Source organism: Acidovorax sp. 62 (assembly GCF_002754495.1).
Taxonomy (GTDB): Bacteria; Pseudomonadota; Gammaproteobacteria; order Burkholderiales; family Burkholderiaceae_C; genus Acidovorax.
Genome location: NZ_PEFJ01000001.1, coordinates 4,925,017 through 4,938,756 on the forward strand (window position 1 = coordinate 4,925,017; position 13,740 = coordinate 4,938,756).

A 13,740-nucleotide genomic window follows, 5' to 3' on the forward strand; every position below is an offset into this window, starting at 1 on the left:
CTAGACCCTGAGCGATCGCTCGATGTCTGTGAGCTTGTAGCGCGCCAGGGCGAGGTTGCCCTTGGCCTTGTCCAGGACCAGGTACAGGAACAGCCCCTCGCTGTTCGGGATCAGGCGGATCAAGTGGTACTGGTCGCCCAGGGTGATGAGGATGTCTTCAATGCCACGGCGCAGCCCCAGCATCTCCATGGTCTTGAGCTTGGCCTTGACCACTTCGGTGTTGCCTGCTGCGGCCAGATCCAGGTTCATGCCACTGCCTGCCTGGGCCAGGCACATGCCGCTGCGGTAGTCCACCACGGCGGCGGCCAAGGCGCCGTCAATGGTCATGGTGGTGTCCATGCACTGCTTCAGGTTGGAACTCATATCGTTGGTTTGTGAAAGGTTGTGGGCGTGTTGAAGGGCCAGTTCGTCCATGACACTGAGCTTGCCCAGTTGCTCCATCAAGATGAACCACAAAGTTTGAGGGCTGCTGTCGGGCAGCTGGTACGCCTGGAGGTTTGCCAGGTGCTGTGCCGGTGCAGACCGAAGGACAGACTCCTCCATGAGCGCGTTGGGCATCAAGAATGCCCAGACAGCGGGCGGACGAAACGCTGCCAGCCATTCCAGGGTGGTGCGCAGCAGATTCACCGAGCCTGGGCCGATCAGCAAGGTGACCGCTGCGCTGGCCGGGGAGGGCAAGCTCAGTTCTTTGGCGCTGGCGGGGCGAAGCCAGTCAATTCTTGGGGCTACGGTGGCGTCTGCCAGGGGAATTTGCAGCCAGGGGCCTGGCCCCGAAACATTGGCCACACCCAGTTGCGCCAGCGAATACAGACCCAGGCGCGCGGTGAGGTCAAGGACAGTGACGGTAGGGGATGTGAAGGCCATGGCGTGAGGAAGAATGCGATGCCAAGGCGGTGTGCTGCACGAGTGATCGCCTGGAATACCACCGGCAGTGGCCGAGTGAGGGCGAGTGTATCCAGGCGTTGCAAAATCATTTTTCCAAGAAAAATGACGGGCCAACCCATGCGGGTTGCCAATTGTGGATAAGCGTTAACTGCCGATATCGCTTAGGCGCGATGGTGCGTGCGATGGGTCGGTGTGGTCGGGGCTTGCTCGCGCACCACAAGCCTTTCATACCGCTATGGGGCATTGATCCACCACATCCCTTTGAACGCCATCAGCCGTGCGCTCCAAGGATCGACGCAAGGCATACCAGGAGGCGGCGCTGCACCATGAAAAAAGCCCGCAGGCCAGAAGGCCTGCGGGCTTTGTGTAGGGCTCTGGGGTCAGAGCGCCTGGGCCATTACATGCCCATGCCGCCCATACCACCCATGCCGCCCATGTCAGGCATGCCGCCGCCAGCACCGGCTTCTTCCTTCGGAGCCTCTGCCACCATGGCTTCGGTCGTCAGCAGCAGCGATGCCACGGAGGCCGCGTTTTGCAGGGCCGTGCGGGTGACCTTTGTGGGGTCCAGAATGCCCAGCTCGAGCATGTCGCCGTACGTGTCGTTGGAGGCGTTGAAGCCGTAGTTGCCCTTGCCGGCCAACACAGCGTTCACCACCACCGAGGCTTCGCCACCAGCGTTGTTCACGATTTCGCGCAGGGGGGCTTCGATGGCCTTGAGCACCAGCTTGATACCGGCTTCTTGGTCGGCGTTGTCGCCCTTGACCGAGTCACCCACAGCTTGCTTGGCACGCAGCAGAGCCACGCCGCCGCCAGCCACAACGCCTTCTTCCACAGCTGCACGGGTAGCGTGCAGTGCGTCTTCCACGCGGGCCTTCTTTTCCTTCATTTCGACTTCGGTGGCAGCGCCAACCTTGATCACGGCCACACCGCCAGCCAGCTTGGCCACGCGCTCTTGCAGCTTTTCGCGGTCGTAGTCGGAAGTGGCTTCTTCGATCTGCACGCGCACTTGCTTGACGCGGGCTTCGATGTCAGCGGCAGCGCCAGCACCGTCGATGATGATGGTGTTTTCCTTGCCCACTTCGATGCGCTTGGCTTGGCCCAGGTCGGCCAGGGTGACCTTTTCCAGGGTCAGGCCCACTTCTTCAGCGATGACCTTGCCGCCCGTCAGGATGGCGATGTCTTCCAGCATGGCCTTGCGGCGGTCGCCGAAGCCAGGAGCCTTCACAGCCACAACCTTCAGGATGCCGCGGATCGTGTTGACCACCAGCGTAGCCAGGGCTTCGCCGTCGACTTCTTCGGCAATGATCAGCAGAGGACGGCCAGCCTTGGCAACTTGCTCCAGCGTAGGCAGCAGGTCGCGGATGTTGCTGATCTTCTTGTCGAACAGCAGCACGAAGGGGTTGTCCAGAATGGCGGATTGCTTTTCTGGGTTGTTGATGAAGTAGGGCGACAGGTAGCCGCGGTCAAACTGCATGCCTTCCACGACGTCCAGTTCGCTTTCCAGCGACTTGCCGTCTTCCACGGTGATCACGCCTTCCTTGCCAACCTTGTCCATGGCGTCAGCGATCAGCTTGCCGATGGTTTCGTCGGAGTTGGCGGAGATCGAACCCACTTGGGCGATTTCCTTGGAAGTGGTAGTGGGCTTGGAAGCCTTCTTCAGCTCGATCACCAGGGCTGCAACAGCCTTGTCGATACCGCGCTTCAGGTCCATTGGGTTGATGCCAGCGGCCACGTACTTGAAGCCTTCGCGAACGATGGCTTGTGCCAGCACGGTGGCGGTGGTGGTGCCGTCACCAGCGTTGTCCGAAGTCTTGGAGGCCACTTCCTTCACGAGCTGGGCGCCCATGTTCTGCAGCTTGTCCTTGAGTTCGATTTCCTTTGCCACGGACACACCGTCCTTGGTCACGGTAGGGGCGCCGAACGAGCGCTCCAGCACCACATTGCGGCCCTTGGGGCCCAGGGTCACCTTGACCGCGTTGGCCAGGATGTTCACGCCTTCAACCATGCGAGCGCGGGCTTCGCCGCCGAAAACTACGTCTTTTGCTGCCATTTGGAGCTCCTAAATTGGGTTCAAACTGGCTGCCAGCGCTTGTCTGGAAAGCGCGGGCAGCTATGAAAAAATGAGTAAATCAGCAGGGAGAGAGAATTACTTCTCGACCACTGCGAACAAATCGTCTTCTTTCATGACCAGCAGCTCGTTGCCATCGACCTTGACGGTCTGGCCCGAGTACTTGCCGAACAGAACGCGGTCGCCGACCTTCACGTTCAGGGCGATCACGTCACCCTTGTCGTTCTTCTTGCCAGGGCCCACGGCCAGCACTTCACCTTGGTCAGGCTTTTCTGCAGCGTTGTCAGGGATCACGATGCCGGAAGCGGTCGTTGTTTCGCTTTCGATGCGCTTGACAATCACGCGGTCGTGCAGAGGGCGAAGGTTCATTGGATCTCTCCTGTGATGAAAGTTACGTGGCGCGCCAGAGGCCATCCCCAGCGCTTTGCAATTAATGGCACGGCATTGTTAGCACTCTGCCTGTGTGAGTGCTAATGATAGGGGCATTTGATGGCATTTCAAGGGCTGAGCCTCTGGCGTACCTCACAACTTTTACCTGGGGCCAACTCGGGACGCTTTACCCGCTATATACAATCTGACAACACACTGAACGCTGTGGAGAGGGGGAGTCAGCCCATCTTCGACTTTCCCAGGCGTTTCCTACTCTGCGCCTCTTGCCCTGTAAACACTCTTGCGATGCAGAGTGGGGCGCTCACTCTCATCAAAACCGAATGGCGTCCTTGCAACTGACCACCACGCTAATGGGCATTGGCCTTGCGGCGCTGATCCTTCATCTCATTCGCAGAGACCATCTCTATGTGATGCATGGTCTTTTCTGGGTGCTGGTGGCGGGAGCCGCTGCATTGTTGGGTGCATGGCCAGGGCTGATTGACAAGCTGGCGGCATTGCTTGGGATCAGCTATCCACCCGCGTTGCTGCTCTTGCTCGCATGTATGGTGCTTTTGGTGAAATCACTGCACTCCGACATGGTGAATACGCGCATAGAGCGCGATGTGCGTCGGCTCAACCAGCGCTTGGCGTTGCTTCAGGCAGACCTTGATGCTCAGCGACAAGCTAACGCACCAGCGTTGGAATCTTCATCGGATTGATTTTTTTCGAAATGACCTCTCACCACCTCCTTCCAGTCATCCTGTGCGGCGGCTCGGGCACGCGCCTGTGGCCACTTTCGCGGGAGACCTATCCCAAACAGTTTTTGGCACTCAGCGGTAACGGTGTCTCCATGCTGCAAGACACGGCATTGCGGCTCAATGGATTGAGTTCTGCCATCACCAAGGCTGCGCCCTTGGTGGTTTGCAACGCGGAACACCGCTTTCTGGCCGCGCAGCAACTGCACGATGCTGGCCTCCAAGGTGCACAACTTGTCCTGGAGCCAGTGGGCCGAAATACGGCGCCTGCGCTGACCCTGGCTGCGCTGGCAGCCCAGCCGCGAGCCATCATGCTGGCGATGCCCGCTGACCACGTCATGACTCAGCCTGAGAAGCTGCATCGGGCTGTGGAGGCCGCCTGGCCCTTGGCGCAAGAGGGTGCCATGGTCACATTCGGTATCGTGGCTAACCGTCCAGAAACCGGTTATGGCTACATTCAAAAAGCCCAGCCAATACAGGATGTGGATGCCTTCGGCATCCAAAGTTTTGAGGAAAAGCCCAGCCAAGAACTGGCGCAGGCCTATGTGGACAGCGGCAACTATTTGTGGAACAGCGGCCTTTTCATGGTGAGGGCGGATCAATGGATCAAAGCCATGGAGGCGCTGCAGCCCACCATGCTGCAAGCCTGCCGGAATGCCATGTCGCAAAGCAGTCGTGACATGGATTTCATCCGCCCCCATGCTGATATCTTTGCCGCCTGTCCGGCCGACTCCATCGACTACGCTGTGATGGAACATCTGCCTGGTAACGATATCTTGGGTATTCCTGCACGCGTAGTGCCTTTGGATGCTGGCTGGTCGGATCTGGGGGCTTGGGATGCTCTGTGGGACGTACTTCCCCACGATGCCAACGGTAACGCACATACCGGCCATACTCTGGCCATCGACACAAGCGACAGCCTGTTGTTTTCAGAAAGCCGCCTAGTTGCGGCCGTAGGTGTGGACCACATTGTTGTGGTCGAAACCCCAGACGCAGTTTTGGTGGCTGACAAGCGTCGCACTCAAGATGTCAAGAAAATCGTAGCTGAGCTTAAAGCCCAGAAGCGTAGCTTAGCGTCGTCGCACCGCAAAGTGCACCGGCCTTGGGGTTGGTACGACAGCATTGACAGTGGCGAGCGCTTTCAAGTTAAGCGCATTGTGGTCAACCCTGGTGCCAGCCTTAGCCTGCAAATGCACCACCATCGCGCGGAGCACTGGATCGTGGTGAAAGGAACTGCAGAGGTCACCAACGGGGATAAAGTGCTCTTGCTTGGGGAAAACGAATCGACTTTCATTCCTTTGGGGCATGTGCATCGTTTGACCAATCCAGGCAGGGTGCCCCTTGAGATCATTGAAGTGCAGTCAGGCAGCTACTTGGGCGAAGATGACATCGTACGCTTCGAAGACACTTATGGCCGAGTAGCTCCGGCTGTGCAGACCAGCCGCGCGGCTTGATCAAATGCCCGGCTTACCTATGCTCAAGGCCCTGTGGGCCTATCGCAGCTTTGTCTGGAGTAGCGTACTGCGCGAATTTCAGGGTAAATACCGTGAATCGCTGCTGGGCGCATTCTGGTCCTTGGCCAACCCCCTTGCCATGATCGTTATCTACACTGTGGTTTTTGGTCAGCTTATGCGACCCCAGCTTGCAGGGCATGAGCAAACGCCGTTTGCCTTCAGTATCTACCTGTGCGCCGGCGTCATCACTTGGGGCTTGTTTGCCGAAATGCTCGGGCGCCTGAATGGCGTGTTTTTGGAACACGGCAACCTGATCAAAAAATCCAATTTTCCGCGCATCTGCCTGCCGGCCATTGTGGCGGCGTCGGCGTTGGTCAACTTTGCCATTGTGTTTGGCCTGTACCTGATCTTCTTGGCGTTTATTGACCACTGGCCGGGCTGGCTACTGCTGGCCGCAGTGCCGCTACTGGTGCTGCAAGTGCTGTTCACCTTGGGTCTGGGTATTTTTTTGGGCACGCTAAACGTGTTTTTTAGGGACGTGGGTCAACTCACGGGCGTTGTGATGCAGTTCTGGTTCTGGCTCACGCCGATCGTTTATGTGTTTGACTCGATGCCAGCCGCCGCGCGCAACGTATTGCAATACAACCCCTTGCAACCTTTGATGGTGGCTTACCAGGGTATTTTTTTGGACCAGCGCCTGCCTGACGTTGCTAGCCTAGCCCCGTTGGTCGCACTCACGGTTTTTTTCTTGATTTTGGGCGCGCGCTTCTTTCTGTCGCGCGTGGGCGAACTGGTGGATGAACTCTGATGGGCAAGCTTGTTGTTTCGAACGTCAGTAAGGCCTACAAGCGCTACCCCGGCAAATGGGCGCGTGTGCGTGAGTGGTTGACTGGCAAGCCCTGTCACGACAAAACCTGGGTGCTGCGCGACATCAACATCACCATCAACCCTGGTGAAGCCGTCGGCATTGTCGGCGTCAATGGCGCGGGCAAAAGTACTCTGCTCAAAATCATTACCGGTACCACGCAGCCCACCTGCGGCAGTGTGCAGATCGAGGGGCGTGTGGCTGCATTATTAGAGTTAGGCATGGGTTTTCATCCCGACTTCACCGGGCGGCAAAATGTCTTTATGGCTGGGCAGCTCCTAGGACTGCAAGGGGATGAAATTGCTGCCTGCATGCCCGCCATTGAGGCGTTTGCCGAAATCGGCGATTACATTGACCGCCCGGTTCGCATGTACTCCAGCGGTATGCAAATGCGCTTGGCCTTCAGTGTGGCCACCGCCGTGCGCCCTGCCGTACTGATCGTGGATGAAGCGCTGTCGGTGGGTGATGCCTACTTTCAGGCCAAGTGTTATCAGCGAATTGCCCAGTTCAAAGAACAAGGCACCACTCTACTTCTTGTGTCGCACAGTCCGGGAGATGTTGTCAAACACTGTGAGCGCGCCATCATGCTCAAAAAAGGCTGCGTTGAGGAGGATGGCTTATCCCGTGTTGTTACCAACAAGTACATGGATGAACTCTTCGGCAAGCGTAAAACAGAGAGCGTTGCGCTGATTGAAACCGAAATGTCCGCCGAAAATGCGCTTTTAATAGGGGTAAGTGACGATTTTCATACTCACCCGGGCTACCATCGCGAAGAACACCGCTGGGGCCACGGCGGCGCAGTCATTATTGATTACCTCTTTGTTGCTGATGGACAGCGGTACCCTTCACGCATCGAGAGTAATGCTGTAACAGATTTTTATTTCAAGGTTCGTTTTGACGTAGATTTTGATAATGTCGTTCCAGGTTTTTTAATCAAGACATTAGAAGGAATTTTTCTTTACGGCACCAATTCTTTTATTTCTACTCAGGGGCGTGAAAACATCTCTGCAAGTGCTGGTGATGTAAAGGTGTTTAAGTTCTCACTGCCATTAACCCTTAATGAAGGACACTATCTGGTGTCTTTTGGCGTTTCCTCCGGCAATCCATTGCAGGAACTAATTCCTCTGGACCGCCGCTATGACTCGGTGCTGATACACGTAGGTCGCGCACTACAGTTTTGGGGAATCGTGGATATGCAAGCATCGTTTCATGCTCTCAATGCCCAAACTGAGAGCGTCGCACCATGATTGAAAAACTTGTATCCGATCTGCCAGAAATTTATCAGCCCATTTATGGTTACCCCGAGCTGTCTGGCCAAGTATCACGCCCTTGTTTTGATCGACTTGAAGAAATCGCACGTATACATGACTCATTGCAACGCCAGCTTGGCAGGCCCCTAAATGTGCTTGACCTTGGCTGTGCCCAAGGCTACTTCAGCCTTAGCCTCGCCGAGCGCGGGGCGAAAGTCCACGGTGTGGACTACCTCGATAAAAACGTTGCAGTGTGCAGTGCGCTTGCGCTAGCCAACCCGCACTTGAACGCCAGTTTTGAGACTGGGAGAGTGGAAGATGCCGTTGAGCGCCTTGAATCGGGTTGCTACGACCTTGTTTTGGGGCTGAGTGTCTTCCATCACATCGTTCATGAAAAAGGTGCTGGCGCGGTTAAGGCATTGCTCGAACGCGTTGCCAATACCAGCGGCGCACTGATTGTCGAAATGGCTTTGCGCGAGGAGCCTTTGTATTGGGCTCCCTCTCAGCCCGAAGACCCGCGCACCTTGCTTGACACCATTGCATTCGTGTATGAGATCGCCCGCCATGCAACTCATCTTGCTTCGATTCCACGGCCTCTATTCGTTGCAAGTAATCGGTATTGGATTTTGGCGGGGCGGGCCGAATTATTTAAAAATTGGTCTGCCGATCCGCATGTGTTCGCACATAACACCCATCAAGGTAGCCGTCGTTATTTCTTTAGTGATGACTGTATTTTAAAAACTTACCGTTTCGATCATCCGAGGGGTAAGCACAATAAATCTGAATTTAAGAGGGAGGTGCAGTTTATGGAAAATCCCCCAGGGGATTTTCCATCTGCTGCCCTGGTTTCATTTGGGGAAACAGATGCGTCTGCTTGGTTGGCAGCACAACGCATTCCCGGCCGGTTGCTTCTTGATTTGCTGCAATGCGGTATTACTATTAATCATCGCGCCGTGCTGCTTGCTGTACTTAGGCAACTGGCTGTGCTCGAAAAATTTGGGCTCTACCACGACGACGTACGCACATGGAATGTGCTGGTTGCGGACGATGGTGCTACCTATGTGATTGATTACGGTTCGATCTCAGATCGGGCACAGGATTGTGTGTGGCCCGGAAACCCCTTTTTATCGTTTTTCATTTTTGTGCGAGAAGTAACCACTGGCGCTGTAGACGACCCAGATCCTTTGCGCACTATTTCCATCAGCCCCTATGGGTTGCCTCAGCCCTATCGCACTTGGGCTTCTGTATTATGGCAAAGACCATTGGCTGAATGGTCTTTTGGGCTTATGCACCAGACCTTGCTGGACTTGGATGTATGTGAGACAGACAAGCCTTTGCAGCAGCCTATAGAAGCCTGGATGAAGGCAACTGAGGAGGCGATTCAGGTGCAAAAGCTCTCTATTCGCCATATTCAGCATCAAGTCAATTCGGATGGGCGTCAGCGTCACCAGATGATGAAGCCTGTCAACGATATTCCTTCGCGGGAGCTTGGCCTGTTCGGAGACTCCTTAAAGCAGTTGGGGGATGTTGTACAGGCGCAAGCCTCGCTTGCGGAAAAATTGGAGAGGCAACTGGCTGTGGTGCAAGAGCGCGCCGACGAAGCCAGCGCATTGGTGCATGGACAGCAAAAGCGTATTGATAAGTTGATCGAGGACTCACTCTGTTGGAGGCAACAAGCTAGTGCGCTGGAGACCGAACGCAATGCCCTGCGGCAGAGCGCATCTTGGCGTATCACCGCCCCTCTCCGGCTTGCATCTGGCTTGGTGCTTCGTCCGCTTCACGCTCTGCGAAGTTGCGTCAATGTGATCATTCACCACGCCATCGTTGTGTTTGAGCGTCCGCTCATGCGCCTTATGACTGCTGTGCTGCGCAGACCACGGCTCAGTCACAGTATCAACCAATGGCTTTTACGCTACCCGGCCCTGTACCAGCAACTGCTCGGGGTAGCCCGCCGTGGAGGCGTTACGACAGCCGCGTCAACAAACATATCGCACCCGAGAACACCACACACGCCACAGGTACTGGTGTCACCCGAGTTGGCAAGCCTCCCGCCTCGCGCTCGTCAGATTTACGCAGATCTCCAGACAGCCATCAAAAACAATACGGGGACAAATTGATGCGGATTGTCATCGATATGCAGGGCGCGCAAACCGAAAGCCGCTTTCGTGGTATTGGGCGCTACGCCCTTGCATTTGCCCAGGCGGTCGTCCGTAACCGCGGGAAGCATGAAGTGCTGCTTGTCCTCAATGGGCTATTCGCGAGCACCATTGTGCCCATTCGTGCCGCATTTGAAGGTCTGCTCCCCCAAGAAAGTATCCGCGTCTGGCTTGCCCCTGGTCCGGTTAAGGAAGAGGAGCCTAACAATCGTAGCCGTCGCGAAGTGGCAGAGTTGGTTCGCGAGGCCTTTATTGCCAGCTTGCGGCCGGACGTCATCCACATCACCAGTCTGTTTGAGGGCTTTGAGGATGACGCTGTGTCCAGCATCGGGCGATTTGAGCGCCAAGCGCTGGTCAGCGTGAGCCTATATGATCTGATTCCACTTCTGAATTCGGATCAATATCTGAAGTCTAACTTACAGTATGCGGATTATTACGGGCGTAAAATTCAATGGCTTATGCATGCTGGGGTATTACTTGCTATATCAGCATATACCCGTCAAGAAGGGTTGGATTGCTTAAATTTCGAAGCTTCTCGTATTGTTGATGTTTCTACAGCAATTGGTTCAGAATTTCGACCTGCCGTAGTAAGCGAGGAGCATGTCCTCGCTCTATATCGCAAAATTGGGATCACGCGCCCCTTTGTTCTCTATACCGGCGGCGCGGACGAGCGAAAAAACCTGCCTCGTTTGATTGAAGCTTGGTCTGCCCTTCCGACCGCGCTGCGCACAACTCACCAACTTTTATTCGCTGGCAAAATGCCCGCTGGCAATATCGCAGAACTTCACCGTATTGCCCGAGCTCACGGTTTACAGCCAGATGAGTTGCAATTCAGTGGTTACGTCAGCGATGAAGAGTTGGTGCAGCTTTACAACCTTTGCAAGCTTTACGTGTTTCCATCGTGGCACGAAGGCTTCGGCCTGCCCGCGCTGGAAGCCATGGCCAGTGGAGCACCAGTGATAGGCGCAAACACCACCAGCCTGCCTGAAGTGATTGGGCTGGAGGACGCGCTATTTGACCCTCTGAATGTCATCGCAATTCGAGACAAAATTGGTCAAGCGCTCACTGATTTGGAGTTTATTGCCAAGTTGCGTGCCCACGGACTGGCACAATGCAAGCGCTTCTCTTGGGATAAAACCGCATTGCGGGCAATAGCCACTTGGGAAGGGCTGTCGCAAAAGCAGCCTGAGCCTTTGCCAGCCATCTGCGATGCCCCTAACCGAAAGCCAAGATTGGCTTTTGTTTCTCCTCTGCCGCCCGAGCGTACAGGTATCGCAGACTACAGCGCAGAACTGCTGCCTGCGCTGGCAGAACACTACGATATTGAGCTGGTTGTTGCGCAGGACAGCGTAAAAATTGACTTTACCAAGTTGGGTGGGCAGGTGCGCGATGCCGCTTGGCTTCGTGCTAATGCTCAGTCGATGGAGCGCGTCATATACCAAATCGGTAATTCCCCGTATCACAGCCAAATGCTTGCTTTGTTGGAGGAAATTCCGGGCACAGTGGTTCTGCACGATTTTTTCTTGAGTGGACTGGTCGCATGGCAGGAGCGACATGGCGAGATGGCTGGCAGATGGACGAATGTTCTGTATGCATCGCATGGTTATGGTGCCGTTTTGGAGCGCCATTTGGATGCCGAATCGGCGCAGCGTAAATACCCGGTCAATTGGCCTGTGTTGCAACATGCTTTGGGCGTCATTGTTCATTCCGATTTCTCGCGTGAGTTGGCGAAAGCTTGGTACGGAGACTTTGATTCAACTGAATGGGAAGTCATACCGCTTGTTCGCACGCCTCCTCAGCGCATCGACAGGCAGTTTGCTCGTAAAAAACTGGGGATCGGCGAGGGTGATTTCGTCGTATGCAGTTTCGGATTTTTGGATAGCACCAAGTTGAATCATCGCCTGCTTGAGTCTTGGTTGGCTAGTGCATTGGCAGATGACAAGCGCTGTCGGCTGATTTTTGTTGGTGAGAACAACGGTGGTGATTACGGTGTCAACCTGCTTAATATTTTGCAAAAATGCGGTGTCGGAGATCGAATTACCATTACTGGTTTCGCAACACCAGAAATATTTCAGCAGTATTTAATTTCCTCTGATTTAGCTGTGCAGTTGCGCACGCATTCCAGGGGAGAGACTTCGGCTGCAGTATTGGACTGCATGAACCATGCTCTGCCGGTGATTGTTAATGCCCATGGTTCCATGGCAGAGCTCGATTCGGAGGCAGTCTGGGTATTGCCGGACGAGTTCTCCGATGCTTCGCTTGTCGACGCAATGGAGCAACTGTGGCGTAGTCCTGAGCAACGGCGAACACGGGGTGCTAGGGCACAAACGATCATTCACACCCGCCATACGCCGCAGGCGTGCGCCAAGCGTTATGCTGACGCAATAGAACGTTTCCATCGGCGCACCGCAACGCATACTTCGGCATTGATCAATGCGATAGCGGCGCATACGGCGGGCGTACCTGACAAGGCAGCGCTCTTGCGCTTATCAACTGCGATTGCGACCAGCCTGCCCGAACAACGACCAGCTAGAAGGCTATTTCTGGACGTAACCGCTACTTGCGGTAATGACCTTAAGACGGGAATAGAGCGGGTTGCCAGGGCCATCGTGGTTGCAATGTTGCAATCTCCACCAGTCGGATATCGGATTGAACCGGTGTATCTCACCAATGCTGGAGGTTCGTGGCACCATCGTTGTGCCAGAAGTTACACCTTCGGGTTATTGGGTTGCCCGCAAACCACATTAACAGATGATCCCATCGATCCACAGGTCGGTGACGTCATGCTTGGTTTGGATATATCTGGCAGCATGTTAATCGAAGCGGAGCGTGCGGGCTTATTTGAAAGTTATCGCGCTTTAGGGGTGAGCGTACATTGGGTAGTATACGATTTGCTGCCTATTCGTATGCCTCAGGTTTTTCCGCCAGGGGCAGACGAAAGCCATACAAGGTGGCTGCAATCCGTTTCAAGCTTTGACGGGGCCATCTGCATTTCAAAAGCCGTTGCAGACGAGTTTTCTGCTTGGCAGTCAGAGACAGGCGCTATTAGTGAAAATCGCCGTCATTACAACACAAATTGGTGGCATCTCGGAGCAGATATTGGCAAATCGGCGCCCAGTGAAGGCATGCCGGAAAATGCAGCTAAGGTATTTGAGCAACTGAGCTTGCGGCCCAGCTTCTTGATGGTTGGAACTATCGAGCCACGCAAAGGCTATTTACAAACTATCGAAGCGTTCACCGCACTTTGGGCTCAAGGGCTAGATGTTAATTTGGTCATTATCGGTAAAGAGGGCTGGAAGGGCATACCTGACGCTATGCGCCGCGACATCCCAAAAACTGTCGAAAGATTGGGTGCTCACCCTGAATTGAATAGTCGCCTTTTCTGGCTCGAAGGCATCAGCGACGAATACCTCGAAAAGATTTACGCCGTCAGCACTTGCCTGATCGCCGCCAGTTATGGTGAAGGCTTCGGCCTGCCGCTCATCGAAGCGGCGCAGCACAAGCTACCCATCATCGCGCGCGACATATCGGTGTTCCGCGAAGTGGCTGGCGAGCACGCCTACTACTTCAACGCCTCGCAACCCGATGAATTGGTCCAAGCCCTGTGCGATTGGCTGGCCTTGTACCGAACAGATAAACATCCTCGCTCGGATGCTATGCCGTGGCTTACTTGGCAACAGAGTGCTACTCAACTGGTGCAAACAACACTGCTTCAATCTACGGATGCGGCAAGCTATTGCCATGTATCGCATCCAGAAAGAGCTTGCACTGACTGATGAAAGCCATTTCGCTATAGAAAAAACTACCAGCGCTTTTCTTGTATAGCTATCAGTTTTATTTTGAATTTAAATAATCCTTGAAAAGTGCTAGAAGATGTTGATTTTATGGAAATGCGAGCGATGTAATTTTCGAAGATGTTTGATAAAGTATTTTGCGTT

9 protein-coding genes are annotated in these 13,740 nt (G+C 54.8%); 6 read left to right on the top strand and 3 right to left on the bottom strand.

From position 1 onward, the window contains the following. The 3 genes from CLU86_RS22120 to groES all read right to left on the bottom strand — a co-directional run bounded on the left by CLU86_RS22120 (window position 1) and on the right by groES (window position 3,322). A complete protein-coding gene (locus CLU86_RS22120) occupies window positions 1-363 on the bottom strand; it encodes a hypothetical protein (RefSeq protein ID WP_099659017.1) in 363 nt (120 codons plus the stop codon). A gap of 919 nt (window positions 364-1,282) precedes the next feature. Further along, the gene (gene groL / locus CLU86_RS22125; RefSeq protein ID WP_099657970.1) at window positions 1,283-2,935 is read right to left on the bottom strand and encodes a chaperonin GroEL; all 1,653 of its coding nucleotides are present in this window, start codon (window positions 2,933-2,935) and stop codon (window positions 1,283-1,285) included. Between the two features lie 96 nt (window positions 2,936-3,031). Next, the gene (gene groES / locus CLU86_RS22130; protein ID WP_099657971.1) at window positions 3,032-3,322 is read right to left on the bottom strand and encodes a co-chaperone GroES; all 291 of its coding nucleotides are present in this window, start codon (window positions 3,320-3,322) and stop codon (window positions 3,032-3,034) included. Window positions 3,323-3,663: 341 nt separating this feature from the next. Between groES and CLU86_RS22135 the strand changes: the two genes are divergently transcribed. Genes CLU86_RS22135 through CLU86_RS22160 form a run of 6 tightly spaced genes read left to right on the top strand, consistent with a single transcriptional unit; the run spans window position 3,664 to window position 13,578 of the window. Then, complete coding sequence (locus tag CLU86_RS22135) at window positions 3,664-4,041, top strand: DUF2304 domain-containing protein (RefSeq protein ID WP_099743134.1); 378 nt, start codon at window positions 3,664-3,666, stop codon at window positions 4,039-4,041. A gap of 11 nt (window positions 4,042-4,052) precedes the next feature. Beyond that, on the top strand, window positions 4,053-5,531 hold the full coding sequence (locus CLU86_RS22140; RefSeq protein WP_099743775.1) for a mannose-1-phosphate guanylyltransferase/mannose-6-phosphate isomerase: 1,479 nt from the start codon (window positions 4,053-4,055) through the stop codon (window positions 5,529-5,531). A gap of 19 nt (window positions 5,532-5,550) precedes the next feature. Further along, window positions 5,551-6,339 carry an ABC transporter permease gene (locus CLU86_RS22145; RefSeq protein WP_199175165.1) on the top strand — a complete coding sequence of 263 codons (789 nt, stop codon included), beginning with the start codon at window positions 5,551-5,553 and terminating at the stop codon, window positions 6,337-6,339. Beyond that, window positions 6,339-7,643, top strand: coding sequence for an ABC transporter ATP-binding protein (locus CLU86_RS22150; RefSeq protein ID WP_099743136.1), 1,305 nt, complete (start codon window positions 6,339-6,341; stop codon window positions 7,641-7,643). Before CLU86_RS22145 ends, CLU86_RS22150 begins: the two co-directional genes overlap by 1 nt. After that, a complete protein-coding gene (locus tag CLU86_RS22155; RefSeq protein WP_099743137.1) occupies window positions 7,640-9,763 on the top strand; it encodes a methyltransferase domain-containing protein in 2,124 nt (707 codons plus the stop codon). Before CLU86_RS22150 ends, CLU86_RS22155 begins: the two co-directional genes overlap by 4 nt. After that, on the top strand, window positions 9,763-13,578 hold the full coding sequence (locus tag CLU86_RS22160; protein WP_099743138.1) for a glycosyltransferase: 3,816 nt from the start codon (window positions 9,763-9,765) through the stop codon (window positions 13,576-13,578). The genes CLU86_RS22155 and CLU86_RS22160 overlap by 1 nt, the downstream gene beginning before the upstream one ends. Window positions 13,579-13,740: the final 162 nt, after the last annotated feature.